We start from the raw sequence: 18,440 nt of genomic DNA, 5'->3' as shown, positions 1-18,440 counted from the left end.
TGCCCGGACCCTGGTCCGACGTATATGGTCCCCACCTGACGTTACTGGCGTCAGAGGATCTTCCAGCAAACGACCCACGGTGGTCCCGCCAACCACTTGATGAAGGCAGAGAGAAGGCGATGACCGATCCGTCCGCCGACCTGCCGAGCCAAAAGCAGCATTTGCGCGAGAAACTGCGCTTTCGGCGGCGCCATTTCGTCGCCAATCTCGACGAGTTCACACGCTTTGCCGCCTTTCGGGCGCTGCCCGCGCCGCTGGAGGCGCTGGTGGCCGCGCATGCCGTGACCGGCGCCTATGCGGCTTGGGGCGACGAGCCCGATATCCTGCCGATGCTCGCGGACAAGGCCGAGGCCCACGGGATCGCCCTTCCCCATCACGCCGGCCGGGTGGAGATGATGACCTTTCGCCGCTGGCGCCCCGCCGACCCGCTTGTGAAGGGGCCTTGGGGAACACGCCAACCCGCGAACGGCAGCGATTCGGCAACGCCGGCCCTGATCTTCTGCCCGCTGGTCGGATTCGACCGCAGCGGTGGCCGCATCGGCCAGGGCGGCGGCCACTACGACCGCTGGTTCGCCGCGCATCCCGACGCCTTGCGCATCGGCGTCGGCTGGTCGGTGCAGGAAATCGACGCGACGCCGATAGAACCCACCGACATGGCGCTCGACGCCGTGCTGACCGAACAGGAATTTATCGTGACCGGAGACCGTTTGTGACCCCTCAGCCGCAGCCCAGCTGGCGCAAACCCGCCGGCATGTTCCTGATCATGGTGCTGATCATCGTCTGGGCGGGGCTGGTCGCCAGCCTGTCGCCCTGGGTCGGGGATTGGCCGGTGCTGGTCCAGGCCTTGTTCTACCTGACCGCAGGGATCGCCTGGATATGGATCCTGCCGCTGAAGCGGCTGCTGCGCTGGATGGAATTGGGGCGGTGGCGCGGCTGATACAGCCGCGCCAATCCACAGTTTTCGCTTCGGAAAGCTTCCCAAGACGCGGTGGCCATTCCGTCCGAAAATGGAAGGAATGGCGCGAGTGACGGGGCTCGAACCCGCGACCTCCGGCGTGACAGGCCGGCACTCTAACCAACTGAGCTACACCCGCGTGTGCTTGGGAGCAGCGCCAATATGCGCCGCGCTCTTGCCTGTCAACCGTCGCTTTCGGGGTGGGTGCGATTTAATCGGTCGTGCATGTCGTCGACCGTGGTGAGCGTGCCGCGCTCGAACAGGAAACCGGCGAGATCGGGCGTTCCGGTCGATTGCAGCACGGTCTGGAGGATGAGTAGCAAGGGCACCGCGAGCAGCGCGCCCGGCGCGCCCCACACCCAGCCCCAGAAGCTCAAGGACACCAGAATCAGCAATGGATTGATCGTCAGCCGCCGCCCGAGCACCAGCGGGGTGATCAGATTCGCCTCGATCGTGTGCACCCCGATGAAGATCAGCGCCGGCAGCAGCGCGATGCCGACCGCGTCGAAGGTCATCAGCCCGCCGAGCCCGAGCAGGGTCGCGGCGACGATCGGTCCCAGATAGGGCACGAAATTACACAGGCTGACGATGCCGCCCCACATGAAGGGCGACGGCATGCCGAGCGCCCAGAGCAACAGCGACACCAGCAGCCCGAGGATCGCGTTGATCATCGTGATCGTCGCCAGATAGTCGGCGGTCGCATCGACGACATTCTGGATCACCCGCGCGGTCTGCATCGCGCCGTCGAAGCTGCCGCGCCGCCGAATCGTGCCCTTGCGCAGCCGGGTCCAGCCGGCGAGGAAGAAAAAGATCACCAGCACCGCGAAGAACAGCTGGATCGCCGCGGTCGGGGCCGAGGTGATGAAATAGTCGACCACCGACGACGGCGCCTGCGCCGCGACCGCCTGCGCCGTCGCCTCGGTCCCGCTCGCCACCGACATCAAGGTGCGGTCGACGAATTTCTGCAGCGTCGAATAGAAATCGATCAGCGGCGCGAGATTGCTCTGGATGCGCGGAATCGACTCGGGAAGCCGCGCAAACCAGCCGGTCGCGGGGACGACGATGATCGCCAGCGCCGCATTGACCAGCATCAGGAAGCTTGAAAGTGCGAGGAACGACGCGAGCGCCGACGGCACCCCGCGCCGCTCGAGCCATTCGAGCAACGGCACCAACGCGATCGCGATGACGATCGCGGCGGTCAGCGGCAGGAAGAATTCGGCCCCCGCCTTGAGCGCGAAGGGAAAAGCGAGGCAGAACGCCGCGCCAATGATCAGCGTCAGCGCCGCGAGCAGGCGATCGCGGCGAAAATCGTCGATCTCGATCTGTTGCAGCGGATTGATGCGCGGCGGGCGTGCATCCTTATCCCCCCGATCCTCGGCCACGCGCCATATCTCCCTGTTAACCCGTCCTTCCTACGCCAGCTTCACGACCGGCGCCAGACGGCTCGCATCGGCCCGCCCAAACGGACTTCTGTCCAACTCTGGGCCAGAATCGCACTTTCTAACGGGGGCTTAACCAGAAATTTTCCTTTTTCGCCGATTGAGGGGTCACGGACCAGCCAATCGGAGTCAAAGATCATGGTGAATGCGCCTGTGGGGGGCGCGCTGCATCAGTATCGCATCCCTGCCATTTCTATTCTCGCGCTTGCCATTGCGCTCGCCCTGCCGATGCAGGCCCAGGCCGCCGGCACCCGCGCGGGTTCGACGATCAGCAACACCGCCAGCGCCAGCTATGACGCCGGCGGCGGCACCCAGACGATCGATTCGAACAAGGTCGACCTGCGCGTCGACGAACTGCTCGACGTCACGGTCGATTCGAGCGACCCCGCCGACGTCCCGACGACGCCCGGCGCGACCGCGCAATTGCTCACCTTTTCGGTCACCAACAACGGCAATGGCGAAGAAAGCTTCGCGCTTTCGACGATCGCCAACGGCGGCGGCGATGATTACGACCCGACGGTCACGCAAATCTACATCGATAACGGCGACGGCGTCTTCGATGCCAACACCGACACGCTTTATACGCCTGGCGCCAACGACCCGACGCTCGATCCCGACAAAAGCGTCACGATCTTCGTGCTTTCGACCACGCCCGGCGGCGTCGGCGACGGCAATCGCGGCACGGTAAGCCTGGTTGCCGCGGCGAAGACGGGCACCGGCGCGCCCGGCACCAGCTTCGCCGGCCAAGGTGACGGCGGCGGCGATGCCGTCGTCGGCTCGACCGGTGCCGACGGCCAGGACCAGGGCGCCTATGTCGTCTCGGCTGCGACGGTTTCGCTCGTCAAATCGGCGGTCATCGTCGATCCGTTCGGCGGCAGCGAGCCGGTTCCCGGCGCAACGATCACCTATACCATCGTCGCGACGGTCGCCGGGAGCGGCGCGGTGAACGGCCTCGCCATCACCGACAATATTCCCGCCGACACCAGCTATATCGCGAGTTCGATTACCCTCGGCGGTACCGGACTGACCGACGCGGCCGATGCCGACGCCGGCGATTACAATGGCACGCGGGTCAATGTCGCGCTCGGCACGGTTGCCGGCGGCCAGACCCGTACTGTCACCTTCCGAACCAAGATCGATTGATGGAGCAGAACATGCGCCTGTTTTTCCTAGCGTTCGCCGCGGCAATCCTGCCCGGCCAGGCTCTGGCGGCCAATCAGGTCGCGCTCGACAACAATGTGTTCGTCGAACGCGTCTCGACCGACGCCACCGGCAAGCAGCGCGTGCTGCTCGAAGAGCCGAAGGTCGTCGTTCCCGGCGACCGCCTGGTGTTCGTGCTCAACTATCGCAACGCGAGCGCGCAGCCGGCGGACAAGTTCGTGATCACCAACCCGCTGCCCGCGGCGGTGCGTTTCGCCGACGCCGGCGACACGCGGCCGTTCGTTTCGATCGACGGAGGCAAGACGTGGGGTCTGCTTCCCGAAATGACCGTGCGGCAGGCCGACGGGACGGTGCGTGCGGCGCAGCCGGGCGACGTCACGCACATCCGCTGGGCGTTCCAGAAGCCGATCCCGGCGGGCGGAACGGGCAAGCTGATGTTCCGTGGAGTTGTCAAATAAGCGTTTGAAATAAGCCGCCTAACGGTTGCCGGCGGTGGGGAAAGGCAACCAACCAAAGCCCAGGAGTTCAGCTGATGACCAAGCTGACGAATATGGGCACCTTGGGTCTGGCGGCGATTGCAACTTTCGCCTCCGCGCCGGCGTTCGCCGCCGGCACGACCGCTGGTGCCTCGATCACGAATACCGCCACCGTCGATTTCCAGGTCGGTGGTGTGAGCCAGGTTCAGCAAAGCGCGTCGGACACTTTCGTGGTCGACCGCAAAATCAACCTGCTCGTCGAGGAAGTCGGCACCGTGACGACCAACGTCGTTCCGGGGCAGACCAACGCGATCACGACCTTCCAGTTGACCAACCAGTCGAACGAAGGGCTCGACTTCCTGCTCGCGGCCACCCAGATCACCGGCGGCACGGCGGCGCATGGCGGCACCGACAGCTTCAACGCGAGCAATATCCGGATTTATCGCGACAATCCGACGACCGGCACGGTCGGCAGTTGGGACGCGGGCGACGCCCTTGTCACCTATGTCGACGAACTGGCCGCTGATGCGATCACGCGTCTCTTTGTGCTCGCGGACATCCCCACCGGTCTCGCCAACGGCTCGGTTGCGGGTGTGCAACTGCGCGCCACGGCCCGTGAAGGCGGTGTTGTCGGTACGCAGGGTGCGGCGGTCAGCCAGACGGCGGGGGCCAATACGGCGGCCAAGGATACGGTCTTTGCCGACGGCATCGGCGTCAACGACGCCAATCGCGACGCGTCGCACAGCGACGACGACGATTATACGGTGCAGACGGCGACGCTGACGGTCACCAAGACCAGCCGCGTCATCTCCGATCCGTTCAACCTGACCTCAAACCCGAAAATGATCCCGGGCGCGACGGTCGAATATTGCATCGCGGTTGCCAATAGCGGCAGCGCCGATGCGACGAGCGTATCGATCAGCGATAGCGTGCCGACGCAGTTGACGTTTACCGCCAGCACGATCCTGCTCAACGGCACGGTCACGTCGGGGACGTGTAACGCCGATGGTGCGGCGGGGGGCAGCTATGCCGCGCCCGTCGTGTCGGGGACGATCGCCACGGTGGCGGCGGGCGCGACGCGCACGCTGGTCTTCCGCGCAACCGTCAACTGATCGCAGAAAAAGGAAAGGGCAGCGACGCCGGACTGGTTCCGGCGGCGCTCCCCCCTTGCCTGAGCGCCCATGACCCTTTTCCCGAAATGCCTAGCATTTGCGACCGCGCTGGTCGCGGCAGTGACGCTGCCCGCGGCGACGGGACGCGCCCAGACGATTTCCAATACCGCGTCGGCCGAATGGACCGCGAGCGGCCGGACCAGCCAGGCGCTGTCGAACCGCGTCGATGTGACGGTGACACCGCGCCCGCCCGAGCGGCCGACGATCCGCACCTATCGTCTGACCAACAACCTCGGTTCGGTGTCCGCGCCGGTCGTCCCGACCCGCTGCCAGGGCAATAGCGGAACCAGCCTGATCGAACCCGCCGGCGCCTTCGCCGCCTTGCCGACCGATCCCGCCTCGCTCCAGCCGACCGGACGTTTTCACGCCGGTGAAGTGCTCGTGGTCGGCGTGACGTTGGCCGCCGCCAACAGCGATCCCAATGCGCGCGACACGCTCGATGTGACGCTTGAGCTTGAAAATGGCGATCGCGAGCGCATCACCTTGTCCGAAACCGCTGTAAACAGCGGCGAATTCGTCGGCATCATCAACACGATCAGCATTCCGCCGGCGCTGGTCGCGGGCGACTGCCGCCTGTCGGTCGCGCCGGGCTCGACCGTGACCATGCGCGTCAGCGACGCCGTTCAGGCCGACCTGGTCGCGACCGCCGAGATCAGCTTCCTCGTCGATCCGTTCGGCATCGTCTTCGACAGCGGCGACGGCGCCCCGGTCGCGGGCAGCCGCGTGACGATCGTCGACGCCGCGACCGGCCAGCCAGCGCGCGTGTTCGGCGACGACGGCGTGTCGAGCTATCCGTCGAGCGTCATCACCGGCCAGAGCGTCACCGACAGCGGCGGCACCGTCTATAATTTCCCGCCCGGGGACTATCGCTTCCCCTTTGTCGCGCCCGGTACTTATCGCCTGATCGTCGAGCCACCGGCCCCCTTCACCGCGCCATCGACCGCCGATCCCTCAGCTCTGGCCGGTTTCCGACGTCCCGACGACGGTTTGCCCTATACGATCACGACCGGCAGCTACGGCGCGGCGTTCACGCTCAGCGATCCGGCGCCGGTGCGCATCGATATCCCGGTCGACCAGCCCGGGGGCGAACTCGTCCTGCGCAAGACCACCTCGACGCAGGTCGCGGTGCCCGGCGACGTGATCCAGTACCGGATCGAAGTGTCGAACCGCGACGCGCGACGCGCTACCGGTGTGGTGACGGTGCGCGACGCGCTGCCCAAGGGGATGCGCCTGCGCCTCGACACGGTGCGCGCCGATGGTGCGCGTATCGATCCCGTCGTGGCCGGAAACGGTCGTGAGTTCAGCATCACCCTGCCCGCGCTTGCGCCGGCTCAGCGGGTACTGATCACCTATCTGGCCGAAGTCATCGTCTCGGCACAGCCCGGAAATGCGCTCAACCGCGCCACCGCGACCGACAATCGCGGCGCGACGAGCAACGTGTCCGAGGCGACGGTGTCGATCAAGCGCGACCAACTCGGCGACCGGATGACGATCATCGGGCGGATCACCGACGGCGGCTGCGGCGTGAACCCCGGCAAGGCCGAGGGAATCGGCGGCGTGCGCGTGATGCTGCAGGACGGGAGCTATGCCGTCACCGACCAGGACGGCCGCTATCATTTCGAGGGCGTGCGCCCGGGCCTGCATGTCGTGCAGATCGACCCGTCGACGCTGCCGCTCGACCGCGAACCCGTCGATTGCGCGCGCTCGACGGCAAGCGCGGGCAGCGCAATCTCGCGCTTTGTGCAGGGCCGCGGCGGTTCGCTGAAGCGCGCCGATTTCCGCGCCATCGCCAGCGCCCCGCGCGCTGCGCCCAACCTTCAGGCTGTCGAAGCGCCCCTGGTGCTCAGCGATCCCGAAGCTGCGGGCGCCAATCGCGACTGGCTGACCGGGCAGCCCCCCGGCATCGCCTGGCTGTTCCCCGCGCCCGACCATAATCCGCGCTCCAAGGCCGTGCGTGCCGCGATCAAGCATGCGGCGGGCCAGAGCGTCGCGCTGACGATCAACGGCAAGCCGGTCGATCCGCTGAGCTTCGAGGGCACGAGCAAGTCCGCCGACGGCCAGGTCGCGGTCAGCCTGTGGCGCGGGATCGAAATCCGCGAAGGCGAAAACAGTCTGGTCGCGACGGTCAAGGACGCGAACGGCGTGACCGTCGAAACGCTCGAACGCCGCGTCCATTATTCGATCACCCCGATGCGCGCGGCGCTGATCCGCGAAAAATCGGTGCTGGTCGCCGACGGCGTGACGCGCCCGGTGCTCGCGGTCCGCTTGACCGACCGCGACGGCAAGCCCATTCGCAGCGGCCTGACCGGCGATTTCAGCGTTCCCGCCCCCTATTACCCCGCGATCGAAGCCGATGCGCAGCAGGCGCGCCAACTCTCGGGGCTCGAACGCGCGCGGCCGGTGTGGAAGATCGATGGCGACGACGGCATCGCCTATATCGAACTCGAACCGACGACCGCGTCGGGCACGCTGACGATCGACTTCGCCTTTCGCGACGACAAGGTCACCCGCAATCAGACGATCGAAACCTGGCTCGATCCGGGTAACCGCCCGTGGACCGTCGTCGGCTTCGCCGCGGGCACGATCGGCTACAACACGCTCGACGATCGCATGGAACCGGTCGCCGAGACGCTCGACGACCTCAACGGCGAAGCGCGCCTCGCGCTCTATGCCAAGGGCCGGGTGCGCGGCAAGTGGCTGATGACGCTGGCTTATGACAGCGACAAGGACAAGGACGAGGCGCGCTTCGGCGGCGTGATCGACCCGCGCGCCTATTACACCATCTACGCCGACCGCAACGAGACGCGCTACGACGCCGCCTCGGTGCGCAAGCTCTATCTGCGGCTCGAACGCCCGCAATTCTATGCGATGTTCGGCGACTTCGAGACCGGCATTTCGGAACCGCAGCTCGCCCGCTACCAGCGCGCGCTGAACGGCGGAAAAGCCGAATATCGCGGCAAGAATGTCGCGGCGACCGCTTTCGCCGCCGATACGCCGTACCGCTTCCGCCGCGACGAGATCCAGGGCAACGGCCTGACCGGTCCGTATCAGCTGGACGCCAAGGATATCTTGCCGAACAGCGAGCGGATCGTCATCGAGACGCGCGACCGGCTGCATAGCGAGCGGATTATCGAAACGCGCAGCCTGACGCGCCATATCGATTACGACATCGATTATTTCGCGGGCACATTGCGCTTCCGCGAGCCGGTGCTCAGCCGCTCGTCGGGGCTCGACCCGCAGTTCATCGTCGCCGAATATGAAGTCGACGGCATCGGCGAGCGTGTGCTCAACGCCGGTGGCCGCGTCAGCTATCAGTCGAACGACGAGAAACTGCGCGTCGGCGCGACGCTGATCCACGACGAAGACAGCAACGCCAAGACCAACCTCGGCGGTGTCGATGCGCGCTATCGCCCGAGCGTCGACACCGAAATCCGCGCCGAGCTGGCGGTCAGCGATGCCTCGGCCAAGGCCGGCAGCGCGGTCGCCGCTGCCGGGCGCGCCACCGCCTGGCTGATCGAGGCCGAGCATCACAGCAGCACGATGGATGTGCTCGCCTATGTCCGCGAACGCGAAACCGGCTTCGGCGCCGGCCAGCTCAACCGCGGCGAGGACGGCACGCGCAAATTCGGCGTCGATGCCCGGCTGCGCGCCACCCCTACGCTGTCGGTTACCGGCAGCGCCTGGCAGGAAGATTATCTCGACATCGGGTCGCGCCGCCGCGCCGCGCGCGCGCTGGTCGAGTATGACAATGGCACCACCGTCGCCCGCGCCGGGCTGACCCACGCCGACGACCGGCTGTCGGACGGCACAGGCAACACCTCCAACATCGTGCAGTTCGGCGCGACCCAGCGCCTGTTCGAAAAGCGCTTCGAGCTCGACGCGCAGACCGAATTCGCGCTCGGCGGCAAGGATGCGAGCGTCGATTTCCCGACCCGCCACCGCCTTGGCGCGCGTTTCGCGGTGACCCGCGACGTCAACCTCGTCGGCAGCTACGAGATCGCCGACGGCGACACGATCAAGGCGCGCACCGCGCGGCTCGGTTTCGATCTGGCGCCCTGGGCCGGCGCCCGCTTGCTCGCGACCGCGAACCAGCAGGAAATCGGCGAATATGGCCCGCGCAGCTTCGCGGCCTATGGCCTCTCGCAATCGCTCCAGCTCGGCAAGAAGCTGACGGTCGATATTTCGGTCGACGGCAATCGCACTCTCGGCGGCATCCGCGCCGGCGATGTGCTCAACGTCGAGCAGCCGGTCGCCTCGGGCGGTTTCCTCGGCGGAAACGGTATGCTGACCGAGGACTTTCTCGCAATCAGCACGGGCGCGACGTATCGTAGCGAGCGCTGGACGCTGACCGGGCGCGCCGAATATCGCGATGGCGAGCTTGCGAACCGTTACGGGTTGACGCTCGGCGGCCTCCGCCAGCTCGGCGAAGGCCGTGCGCTCGGCGCGCTCTTCACTTACGCCAAGGCGAGCGGTGTCGGCACCGTGCCGACCACCGAGGTCATGAGCTTCGAGATGAGCTGGGCGCACCGCCCCGCCGAATCGCGCGTGTCATGGCTCAACAAAAGCGAATTTCGTTCGGACAAGGTCCGCGATGCCATCGCCGGCCAGCCCGGCCCGATCGGCGGCGGCGCGCTGACCATCGACGGCGACGCGACGAGCCGCCGCGTACTCAACAGCCTGTCGATGAACTGGACCCCGATGGGCAATCGCGATCCGGACGGCCGCCGCAGCGACGACCGGATGTGGTATGAGCGCGGCGAGTTCGGCTTCTTCTGGGGCACGCGCTATAATTTCGACAAGTTCGGCGCCGACGACGTCAAAGGCTGGTCGAACCTGCTCGGCGCCGATTTCCGTTTCAACCTCGGCGAACATATCGATGTCGGCGCGTCGGGCACCGTGCGTGTCGGCACTGGCGGCGACACGGTCAGCTGGGCAGGCGGGCCGACTGTCACGCTGGCGCCGATGAAGAACGCCAATATCACATTGGGTTACAACTTCTCGGGCTTCCACGACCGCGATTTCGAGGACAGCCGCTATTCGCGATCGGGGGCCTATGTGACCTTCAAGCTGAAGTTCGACCAGACGAGTTTTCAGGGGTTGGGGTTGTAACCGGCCGAACAAATAGCTCCGTCATTGCGAGCGAAGCGAAGCAATCCAGAGTGGCGTAAACCGCTCTAGATTGCTTCGCTTCGCTCGCAATGACGAGGTGTCTCAGTCCGCGAACAGCAGAACCGGCGTCTCGACCAGCTTCTTGAGCGCCTGGACATAGCTCGCGGCGTCCCAGCCATCGACGACGCGGTGGTCGCAGCTGATCGACAGATTCATCAGCTTCGCGCGGCGAATCTCGTCGCCGTCGAACACGGGCCGCTCGACGATCTTGTTCGGGCCGATGATCGCGACCTCCGGCCGGTTGATCACCGGGGTCGTCGCGATACCGCCGAGCGGACCGAGCGAGGTCACGGTCAGCGTGCCGCCGGTCAGTTCCTCGACCTTCGCCTTGCCGGTGCGCGCAGCTTCGGCCAAGCGCGTGATTTCGCTCGCGAGTTGCCAGACATTCTTGTCCTGGGCGTCGCGGATCACCGGGACCATCAGTCCAGCGTCGGTCTGCGTCGCCATGCCGAGATGCACCGCGCCATAACGCGTCACCACGCCGCCCTCGTCGTCGTAGCGCGCATTGATCATCGGGAATTGCGGGATGGTGCGGCAGATTGCGACGATCAGGAAGGGCAGCATTGTCAGCTTGGGACGGCCGCCGCGATTGGCATTGAGGTCGGCGCGCATATCCTCCAGCGCCGTGACGTCCATTTCCTCGACATAAGTGAAGTGCGGGATCGCGCGTTTCGACGCCGCCATATTCTCGGCGATCTTGCGGCGCATGCCGATGACCTTGATCGGCTCGTCGGCGCGCGCGCGGCTCGCGCCGGGGGCATGATAGCCCTGCCCGCCGCTGTAGCGGAGGAAGGCGTCGAGGTCGGCATGGCGGATGCGGTCGCCCTCGGCGTGGATCTGGCCGAGATCGACGCCAAGATCCTTGGCGCGCGCGCGGACAGCGGGAGACGCGAGGACCTGACGGTCGTGTGCGGGCGCGGCTAACGGGGCCAACACAGGTGCAGGAGCCGGCGCAGGCGTCGCAGCGGGAACCGGCGCAGCGACTTCGGCGACCGACGCTTCCTCGGCACCCGGCGTTTCCGCGACGATTTCTTTCTCGACCGGCGTGTCGGCGGGCGGCGCTTCGATCTCGCCATCTCCATCGCCGTCGGTCTCGATCACCGCGAGGGTCGACCCGATCGGGATCAGGTCGCCGACCTCGCCCGCCAGTTCGACGACCACACCCGACACGGGCGATTCCATTTCGACGGTCGCCTTGTCGGTCATCATGTCAGCAAGCTGGGCGTCTTCCTCAACGCGCTCGCCGACCTTCACATGCCAGGCAACGATTTCGGCCTCGGCGATGCCTTCGCCGATGTCGGGCAGACGGAATGAATAGCGGGCCATGACGTCAGTCCTTCAAAATCTTGGTGAGCGCGGTCGCGATGCGCACCGGGCCGGGGAAATAGGCCCATTCGAGGCTGTGCGGATAGGGCGTGTCGAAACCGGTGACGCGTTCGACCGGCGCCTCGAGATGGTAAAAACAACGTTCCTGGACGAGCGCCGCCAGTTCGGCGCCGAAGCCCGAGGTGCGCGTCGCTTCATGGATGATCAGGCAGCGGCCGGTCTTTTGCACCGACGCCTCGATCGCCCCGATATCGAGCGGCAGCAGCGTGCGCAGGTCGATGATCTCGGCATCGATGCCCATTTCCTCGACGATCGTCTTGGTGACATGGACCATCGTGCCATAGACGAGGATGGTCAGCGCTTCGCCGGCGCGAACCGTCGCGGCCTTGCCGAGTTCGATGCGGTAATGACCCTCGGGAACCGCGCTCGCTTCATGCTTCGACCAAGGCTCGACCGGGCGGTCGTAATAGCCGCTGAACGGGCCGTTATAGATGCGCTTGGGTTCGAGAAAAACGACGGGGTCGTTATCCTCGATCGCCGCGATCAGCAGGCCCTTGGCATCATAGGGGTTCGACGGGATGACCGTCTTCACGCCGCAGATATGCGTCATGATGCTCTCGGGCGACTGGCTGTGGGTCTGACCACCGAAGATGCCGCCGCCGAAGGGGGTGCGCACCGTCATCGGGCAGATGAAGTCGGCCGCCGAGCGATAGCGCAGCCGTGCGGCCTCGCTGACCAGTTGGTCGAGCCCCGGATAGATGTAATCGGCGAACTGGATTTCGGGGACCGGGCGCAGGCCATAGGCGCCCATGCCGACCGCGACGCCGATGATGCCGCATTCGTTGATCGGGGTGTCGAACACGCGGGTCTTGCCATGCTTTTTCTGCAGGCCCGCGGTGGCGCGGAACACGCCGCCGAAATAGCCGACATCTTCGCCCATCACCACGGTGTTGGGGTCGCGTTCGAGCATGACGTCCATGGCGCTGTTGATCGCCTCGATCATGTTCATGGTCTTGGTGGTCGCTTGAGTCTCGGGGGCCATCATTCGGGCTTCCAATTGGGGCCGAATTTGGCCTCTTGCTCGGCGAGCATCTGATCGCATTGTTCCTTGAGGTGCCAGGGCATCTCCTCAAACACGTCCTCGAACATGGTCTCGAACGGCTGATGCATGCCGTGGCCAAGAATACCGAGCTTTTCCGATTGCTTCTGGGTCGTCTTGACCAGATCGTCGAGTTCGGTGCGCTGCGCCGCGTGACGGTCTTCATCCCATTCGCCGAGAATGATCAGATGCTGCTTCAGCCGCGCGATCGGGTCACCGAACGGCCAGATCGTCGGCTCATCGGACGGGCGATAGGCGCTCGGGTCGTCGGAAGTGCTGTGGCCTTCGCTGCGATAGGTGAAATGCTCGATCAAGGTCGGGCCATTGTTGGTGCGTGCGCGATCCGCCGCCCATTGCGTCGCGGCGTAAACCGCGAGCGGGTCATTGCCGTCGATGCGCAGCCCGGCAATGCCATAACCAACCGCACGCGCGGCAAAGGTCGTGCGCTCGCCGCCAGCGAAGCCCGAGAAGCTCGAAATCGCCCACTGGTTGTTGACGACGTTGAAGATCACCGGCGCGTTGTAGACGGTCGCAAAAGTCAACGCCGAGTGGAAATCGCCCTCGGCCGATGAACCTTCGCCGCACCAGACGGTCGCGATCCGGCTGTCGCCCTTCGATGCCGAGGCCATCGCCCAGCCCACCGCCTGCGGATATTGGGTCGCCAAATTGCCCGAGACGCTGAAGAAACCGTGCTCGGGTGCCGAATACATGATCGGCAGCTGGCGGCCCATCAGATGGTCGCCGCGGTTCGAGTAGATCTGGTTCATCATCTGGATCAGCGGATAGTCGCGCGTGATCAATATGCCCTGCTGGCGATAGCTGGGGAAGCACATGTCCGACCGGTCGAGCGCCATGGTCGAGGCGACCGAGGTCGCCTCTTCGCCGGTACATTTCATGTAGAAGCTGGTCTTGCCCTGGCGCTGGGCGCGGAACATGCGATCGTCGAAGGCGCGTACGAGCATCATAGTGCGGAGCATCGCGCGGAGACGCTCGGGCGCGATCTTCGGATCCCACGGCCCCTTCGCCACCCCGTCGAAATCGAGCACGCGGACGAGGCCGTAGCACAGCTCGCGCATCGCATCGGGTTTGGTGTCTTCGCTGGGGCGCGGGGTCGCATCGACGGAGGGCACCGCGATATCGCCGAAGTCGGGGGTGTCGCCCGGACGATAGCGCGGCTCGGGGATATGGAGCGACAGCGGCGGCAGGTTGCTCGCCGGCATCCGAGGCGTCTCGGGCATATCTTCTTCCCTTTTGGCGCGAATCGACGCGCCTAGTTATATTTCAACGTGGCGACATATTATTACCGTCTCCACAGGATTGCAACGCCGGCGTCAGACCGCCACCGGCGCTGAAATATGCGCTTGCGGGGCATAGGCTTCGACCGCGAAATCCTCGAATTTATAGTCGAAAATGCTCGGAGGCCGGCGAAGGATGCGCAGCTTCGGCGCCCCGCCGGGAATGCGCGACATCTGCTGTTCGACCAGGTCGGCGTGATTGAGATACAAATGCACGTCGCCCCCGGTCCACACCAGTTCGTGCGCGTGCAGCCCCGCCTGCTCGGCGACCATGCGCGTCAGCAATGCGGCTTCGAAGACGTTGAACGCGAAACCCAGGCCGAGGTCGCACGAGCGCTGGAAGAGCAGGCACGATAGCCCGCCATCGCTGCGGACGTGAAACTGATAGGTCATATGGCACGGGGGCAGCGCCATGCGGTCGAGATCGGCGACGTTCCAGCCGGTGAAGATATGGCGCCGCGACCCCGGATTGGTCCGGAGCGATTCGATGAGCGCCGCGATCTGGTTGTGCCCCTGCTCCGAACGGCGGAACAGCCCCTCACCCGCCGACTCGTAGCGCGGCCAGTTGACCCACTGGTGGCCATAGACCGGGCCGAGGTCGCCCCATTGCGCGGCGAAGTCGTCGTCCGCGATGATCCGCGCCTCGAAATCGGCGGCGTTGATGTCGTCGCCGGTCGCCTTGCGATATTTTTCGAGCGGCCAGTCGGTCCAGATTTTCACCCCCTGCGCCACCAGCGACCGGATATTGGTGTCGCCGGTGAGGAACCACAAAAGCTCGCGCAGCGCGGTTTTCCAATAGACGCGCTTCGTCGTCAGCAGCGGGATAGCATCGTCCGCAAGCGAGAAACGCATCGTCTCGCCAAACAGCGAGCGCGTGCCGACGCCGGTGCGGTCGACGCGCTCGTCGCCCTCGACCCAGATGCGGCGCATCAGGTCGAGATATTGCAGTTCATAATGGATGGACTCAGGCAAGATTCGCTCCCGGCTTCTCGTCATTGCTAGGCTTCATGCGACGAGGCGGCAAGACTCGCCCCCCGATCCTCCATTGCGGGCCAATCCTGCCTTGGGCTTTGCCCGGCGGCGGCGCATGAAGGCGCGTCATGACACGATATGAAACCATCGAGGCGCCGGGCGCGCAGCCGGCGTCGCCCGGCTTTGTGCCGCGCGACGACGAAGAAGAGTTGCCGCGGCTGCTGCTGCGCCCCTGCTTTCCGGTCGACGGCGAAATATTGCTGATTGCCGGATTCGACGCGTTCGACCGGTTGCTGTGCCTCGAACGCGCCGAAAGCGACCGCGCCGGGCGCTGTATCGTGCCGCCGCCGGTCTGGCGTGCGGCGCTCGAGACGAAACCCGCGCAGATCGTGATGGCGCACAACCATCCGTCGGGAATCGCGCGCCCGAGCGACGCCGACCTCGCCGCGACGCGCGAATCCACGCGTTTCCTGGCGCTGCTCGGCGTCACCCTGTCGGACCATATGATCTTTACTGCCGATGGACATTTCAGCTTTTGGCGTGCCGGATTGCTCTAGTTGCCGCAATCGTGGCGACTATGCCGATTGGCGCTTGAAGTTCGCAAGATGCACGTCTAGGGGACCGCTCTGCCTTCGCGGCGGCCCCAGGCCGTCCGCAAAGATCGGTCGGGGAGTAGCTCAGCCTGGTAGAGCACTGTCTTCGGGAGGCAGGGGCCGGAGGTTCGAATCCTCTCTCCCCGACCAGTTTCTTTTGCAATCATCACCCCCTTGTAACCTGACGGCAGACACCCTAGATTGGTGTTACGCCGCTGTGGTTTTCCCCCTTTCCATCGCGGCGCAGTGTCCCACCGAAAGGTGCGGGCGCGTCCTCCCTGGACCCTGGCCACCTCGTACTCCGGTACGAGGTGGTTTTTTATTGGGCAGTCGTTATTCGGCAGCTTGGGGCAGTGCCACGGCGCCCGGCCAGGCCCGCGCCACATCGCCCAACAACCCGTAAAACCAGTCGCTTAACGGACCCAGCTTGTCGGCGTCGGGCGACCGGTCGCGGCGCAGATAGAGGCTGCGGTCGATCTCGATCTGCACGGCGTGTACGCCGCGATCGGGACGGCCGTGGCTGCGAATGATATGTCCGCCGGCATAGGGCTGGTTGCGCGACACCGGAACGCCCAGCCGCTCGGCGGCCGTTACCACCGTATCGACCAGCCAACCGTCGGCCGTATCGCCGAATCGGTCACCGATGACGATCCGCGCGCCATGCCCCGCCTGCCCCACCGGAATCGACGGCATGCTGTGCAGGTCGATCAATATCGCATGGCCATGGCGCCGGCGCGCGCCCTCCAGCGCGTCGGCGAGCGCCTCGTGAAAGGGGCGATGCAGCGAATCGAGCCGCCAGGCGAGCGCCGCCCGGTCGATCGGCCTTTTCCATAAAGGCCCGACATCGGCGAGCCGCGTCGGCACGACGCCCAGCCCCGCGCGCTCCTTGCGGCCCGGTGCCGAATATTGCGGGCGCAGCGCGGGGGCGACTTCGCCCGGCGCCATCTGTCCTTCAGCGCGATTGCAATCGGCCACCGCACGCGCCCACAACGCTTGCACCACGGACGCGCCGGCCTCGCCTGCGCGCGCGGCGATCAGGTCGGACCAGCTGTCCTCGAGCCGTTCGAGTTCGAGCCGCGTCGCACGCGCCGCGGCGAGCAGTTCGGGCGGATAGATGCGCCCCGCATGCGCCACCGACACCACGATCGGCGTGGCTGCGGTGTCCGGACGCGTGACCGAAACGGCGTTGGTCGAAAGGAAAGGGCGCGTCATCGGCACGGGGTGGCAAAAATCCGACGGAGAATCCAGCGCCGCCTGAATTTGTTAAGTTTGTGGCGCTATGGGACGGTTTCGATATAACGGTGTCGCCGCGTGAAGGCGCCGCCGTGGGACCTGGGGGCTGTTATCCGCATGATTCGCATATTGCTGGCCGAAGATGACGATGTAATGCGCGAATATCTCGCGCGGGCGCTGACCAGCGCCGGTTATCACGTCACCGCGGTCGACCGCGGGACCGAGGCGGTTCCCTATATCGATTCGGGCACCTTCGACCTGCTCCTGTCGGACATTGTCATGCCCGAAATGGACGGAATCGAGCTCGCGCAGCACGCCGCGAAGGTCGCACCGCAAACGCAGGTCATGTTCATCACCGGTTTCGCCGCGGTTTCGCTGCGCGCCGAGGAAAATGTGCCGCAGGCGAAGCTGCTGTCGAAGCCGTTTCACCTCAAGGATCTGGTGCGCGAGGTCGACAATCTGTTCGGCCGCGCCGACCGTTCGAACCAACAATAAGGACGCCCGCTGCACCGAAGGGCTTGCCAAGCGGTGCGGGGCCTATTAGGGGGCGCGTCACCCCAAGGGATGGGCGTGTAGCTCAGTGGTAGAGCACTGTGTTGACATCGCAGGGGTCGCAAGTTCAATCCTTGCCACGCCCACCATTAAAAACGCCGCTACCCCAATGGGTTGGCGGCGTTTTTACTTTCCAGGTTCGTCGCGGTTTACGCCATGCCACGCGCCAGGTCGCCGCGCGATGCGTCGCCGATCTGGCTGCCCCCGTCGCAGTCGAGGATCGTCCCGGTGATATAGCCCGCAGCCGGGCTGCACAGGAACACGGCCGATTCGGCGACCTCCTCGACCTCGCCCCAGCGCTTCATCGCGATGCGGTCGAAATGCGACTGGCGCGACGCCGCGTCGGGCGCGAGCCGCGCCATGCCCTCGGTTCCCGCAATCGGCCCCGGCGAGATGCCGTTCACCCGCACCTCGGGGCCCCATTCGAGCGCGAGGACGCGGATCAGCTGGTTGATCCCCCCCTTCGCGGCGCAGGCGTGCGCCTGCAGCGCCGAGGCGTTGATCGCCTGCCCCGCGGTGATCGCGATCAGCGACGCGCCGGGTCGGTTGAGCAGGTCGTGGCAACCGCGGAACACGTTGAAGGTGCCGTTGAGGTCGATATCGACCACGGTGCGGAAGGCGTTCGCCGACATGCCGAGCACCGGGGCAAGGAAATTGCCCGCGGCGCCCGAAATGACGATGTCCATCGGCCCGAATTTGTCGGCGACGGTCTCCATCACATCGCGAATCGCCGCATAGTCGCGCACATCTGCCGACAGGCCGATCGCGTCATGGCCGATTTCACCGGCCGCGCGCTGTGCCTTGTCGGGGTCGCGGCCTGCGACCGCGACCTTGGCGCCGAGTTGGGCAAAGCGTTTGGCGATGCCCAGGTTGATGCCGCTGGTGCCGCCGGCGATGAACGCCGTCTTGCCCGCCAACAGATTGTCGCGAAAACTGCTCATGCTCTTCCTTCTCCCTGTCCTGTCCGCCATTCCTGCCCGCATGGGGTTGACGGAATG

The 18,440-nt window shown here is 65.6% G+C and carries 15 protein-coding genes and 3 tRNA genes; 10 read left to right on the top strand and 8 right to left on the bottom strand.

The features are described 5' to 3' along the window. The first annotated feature begins 119 nt into the window (after positions 1 to 119). Both EEB18_RS18125 and EEB18_RS18120 read left to right on the top strand, forming a co-directional pair. The gene (locus EEB18_RS18125; RefSeq protein WP_187139818.1) at positions 120 to 713 is read left to right on the top strand and encodes a 5-formyltetrahydrofolate cyclo-ligase; all 594 of its coding nucleotides are present in this window, start codon (positions 120 to 122) and stop codon (positions 711 to 713) included. After that, a complete protein-coding gene (locus EEB18_RS18120; protein WP_262407994.1) occupies positions 710 to 937 on the top strand; it encodes a DUF2842 domain-containing protein in 228 nt (75 codons plus the stop codon). Before EEB18_RS18125 ends, EEB18_RS18120 begins: the two co-directional genes overlap by 4 nt. Before the next feature lie 80 nt (positions 938 to 1,017). Here EEB18_RS18120 and EEB18_RS18115 read toward each other — a convergent pair. Both EEB18_RS18115 and EEB18_RS18110 read right to left on the bottom strand, forming a co-directional pair. Next, positions 1,018 to 1,094: transfer RNA gene (locus tag EEB18_RS18115), tRNA-Asp, on the bottom strand. A gap of 43 nt (positions 1,095 to 1,137) precedes the next feature. Beyond that, entirely contained in the window at positions 1,138 to 2,295 is a 1,158-nt protein-coding gene (locus EEB18_RS18110) for an AI-2E family transporter (protein ID WP_056352283.1), read from the bottom strand. 237 nt (positions 2,296 to 2,532) lie between these two features. On the opposite strand from EEB18_RS18110, the gene EEB18_RS18105 reads away from it, so the two are divergent. From EEB18_RS18105 to EEB18_RS18090, 4 genes are all read left to right on the top strand, one after another. Next, complete coding sequence (locus EEB18_RS18105) at positions 2,533 to 3,537, top strand: DUF11 domain-containing protein (RefSeq protein ID WP_187139817.1); 1,005 nt, start codon at positions 2,533 to 2,535, stop codon at positions 3,535 to 3,537. A gap of 11 nt (positions 3,538 to 3,548) precedes the next feature. After that, a complete protein-coding gene (locus tag EEB18_RS18100; RefSeq protein ID WP_082545286.1) occupies positions 3,549 to 4,013 on the top strand; it encodes a DUF11 domain-containing protein in 465 nt (154 codons plus the stop codon). Between the two features lie 74 nt (positions 4,014 to 4,087). Continuing rightward, positions 4,088 to 5,143, top strand: a complete 1,056-nt coding sequence (locus tag EEB18_RS18095; RefSeq protein WP_235535774.1) for a DUF11 domain-containing protein — start codon at positions 4,088 to 4,090, stop codon at positions 5,141 to 5,143. A 69-nt stretch (positions 5,144 to 5,212) separates the two neighbouring features. Then, a complete protein-coding gene (locus EEB18_RS18090) occupies positions 5,213 to 10,312 on the top strand; it encodes a DUF11 domain-containing protein (RefSeq protein WP_187139816.1) in 5,100 nt (1,699 codons plus the stop codon). 102 nt (positions 10,313 to 10,414) lie between these two features. Here EEB18_RS18090 and EEB18_RS18085 read toward each other — a convergent pair whose 3' ends face one another. The 4 genes from EEB18_RS18085 to thyA form a co-directional block, all read right to left on the bottom strand. Further along, positions 10,415 to 11,698: a dihydrolipoamide acetyltransferase family protein gene (locus tag EEB18_RS18085; RefSeq protein ID WP_187139815.1), complete on the bottom strand. Its 1,284-nt coding sequence runs from the start codon at positions 11,696 to 11,698 to the stop codon at positions 10,415 to 10,417. A 4-nt stretch (positions 11,699 to 11,702) separates the two neighbouring features. Next, a complete protein-coding gene (locus EEB18_RS18080) occupies positions 11,703 to 12,743 on the bottom strand; it encodes an alpha-ketoacid dehydrogenase subunit beta (protein WP_410468110.1) in 1,041 nt (346 codons plus the stop codon). Then, positions 12,740 to 14,035 carry a thiamine pyrophosphate-dependent enzyme gene (locus EEB18_RS18075; RefSeq protein WP_056351246.1) on the bottom strand — a complete coding sequence of 432 codons (1,296 nt, stop codon included), beginning with the start codon at positions 14,033 to 14,035 and terminating at the stop codon, positions 12,740 to 12,742. Before EEB18_RS18075 ends, EEB18_RS18080 begins: the two co-directional genes overlap by 4 nt. 93 nt (positions 14,036 to 14,128) lie before the next feature. Continuing rightward, positions 14,129 to 15,088: a thymidylate synthase gene (gene thyA / locus EEB18_RS18070; RefSeq protein ID WP_187139814.1), complete on the bottom strand. Its 960-nt coding sequence runs from the start codon at positions 15,086 to 15,088 to the stop codon at positions 14,129 to 14,131. A 104-nt stretch (positions 15,089 to 15,192) separates the two neighbouring features. Here thyA and EEB18_RS18065 point away from each other — a divergent pair, with 104 nt between their 5' ends. Together EEB18_RS18065 and EEB18_RS18060 are read left to right on the top strand one after the other, a co-directional pair. Beyond that, positions 15,193 to 15,621 (top strand): JAB domain-containing protein, encoded by a 429-nt coding sequence (locus EEB18_RS18065; RefSeq protein WP_187139813.1) that lies wholly within the window; start codon positions 15,193 to 15,195, stop codon positions 15,619 to 15,621. Positions 15,622 to 15,730: 109 nt separating this feature from the next. Next, positions 15,731 to 15,807, top strand: a tRNA-Pro gene (locus tag EEB18_RS18060). Positions 15,808 to 15,990: 183 nt separating this feature from the next. On the opposite strand, the gene EEB18_RS18055 is transcribed toward EEB18_RS18060, so the two are convergent. Further along, the gene (locus EEB18_RS18055) at positions 15,991 to 16,869 is read right to left on the bottom strand and encodes an N-formylglutamate amidohydrolase (protein ID WP_262407993.1); all 879 of its coding nucleotides are present in this window, start codon (positions 16,867 to 16,869) and stop codon (positions 15,991 to 15,993) included. A 138-nt stretch (positions 16,870 to 17,007) separates the two neighbouring features. Between EEB18_RS18055 and cpdR the strand changes: the two genes are divergently transcribed. Together cpdR and EEB18_RS18045 are read left to right on the top strand one after the other, a co-directional pair. Next, positions 17,008 to 17,385 carry a cell cycle two-component system response regulator CpdR gene (gene cpdR / locus EEB18_RS18050; RefSeq protein ID WP_056351240.1) on the top strand — a complete coding sequence of 126 codons (378 nt, stop codon included), beginning with the start codon at positions 17,008 to 17,010 and terminating at the stop codon, positions 17,383 to 17,385. 71 nt (positions 17,386 to 17,456) lie between these two features. Then, positions 17,457 to 17,531, top strand: a tRNA-Val gene (locus EEB18_RS18045). A 60-nt stretch (positions 17,532 to 17,591) separates the two neighbouring features. On the opposite strand, the gene EEB18_RS18040 is transcribed toward EEB18_RS18045, so the two are convergent. Further along, a complete protein-coding gene (locus EEB18_RS18040; protein ID WP_187139812.1) occupies positions 17,592 to 18,383 on the bottom strand; it encodes an SDR family oxidoreductase in 792 nt (263 codons plus the stop codon). Positions 18,384 to 18,440 lie beyond the last annotated feature (57 nt).

The sequence above is a fragment of the Sphingopyxis sp. OPL5 genome, from assembly GCF_003797775.2.
Lineage (GTDB): Bacteria > Pseudomonadota > Alphaproteobacteria > Sphingomonadales > Sphingomonadaceae > Sphingopyxis.
Note: the sequence above shows the minus strand (reverse complement) of the source record. Positions and strands in the feature narration are given on the sequence as shown.

Bases quoted from the DNA above. Each gene is read 5' to 3' on its own strand.
- EEB18_RS18125 (WP_187139818.1), top strand. From the start codon at position 120: ATGACCGATCCGTCCGCCGACCTGCCGAGCCAAAAGCAGCATTTGCGC.
- EEB18_RS18105 (WP_187139817.1), top strand. From the start codon at position 2,533: ATGGTGAATGCGCCTGTGGGGGGCGCGCTGCATCAGTATCGCATCCCT.
- EEB18_RS18100 (WP_082545286.1), top strand. From the start codon at position 3,549: ATGCGCCTGTTTTTCCTAGCGTTCGCCGCGGCAATCCTGCCCGGCCAG.
- EEB18_RS18095 (WP_235535774.1), top strand. From the start codon at position 4,088: ATGACCAAGCTGACGAATATGGGCACCTTGGGTCTGGCGGCGATTGCA.
- EEB18_RS18090 (WP_187139816.1), top strand. From the start codon at position 5,213: ATGACCCTTTTCCCGAAATGCCTAGCATTTGCGACCGCGCTGGTCGCG.
- EEB18_RS18085 (WP_187139815.1), bottom strand. From the start codon at position 11,698: ATGGCCCGCTATTCATTCCGTCTGCCCGACATCGGCGAAGGCATCGCC.
- EEB18_RS18080 (WP_410468110.1), bottom strand. From the start codon at position 12,743: ATGATGGCCCCCGAGACTCAAGCGACCACCAAGACCATGAACATGATC.
- EEB18_RS18075 (WP_056351246.1), bottom strand. From the start codon at position 14,035: ATGCCCGAGACGCCTCGGATGCCGGCGAGCAACCTGCCGCCGCTGTCG.
- thyA (WP_187139814.1), bottom strand. From the start codon at position 15,088: ATGACGAGAAGCCGGGAGCGAATCTTGCCTGAGTCCATCCATTATGAA.
- EEB18_RS18065 (WP_187139813.1), top strand. From the start codon at position 15,193: ATGACACGATATGAAACCATCGAGGCGCCGGGCGCGCAGCCGGCGTCG.
- EEB18_RS18055 (WP_262407993.1), bottom strand. From the start codon at position 16,869: ATGACGCGCCCTTTCCTTTCGACCAACGCCGTTTCGGTCACGCGTCCG.
- cpdR (WP_056351240.1), top strand. From the start codon at position 17,008: ATGATTCGCATATTGCTGGCCGAAGATGACGATGTAATGCGCGAATAT.
- EEB18_RS18040 (WP_187139812.1), bottom strand. From the start codon at position 18,383: ATGAGCAGTTTTCGCGACAATCTGTTGGCGGGCAAGACGGCGTTCATC.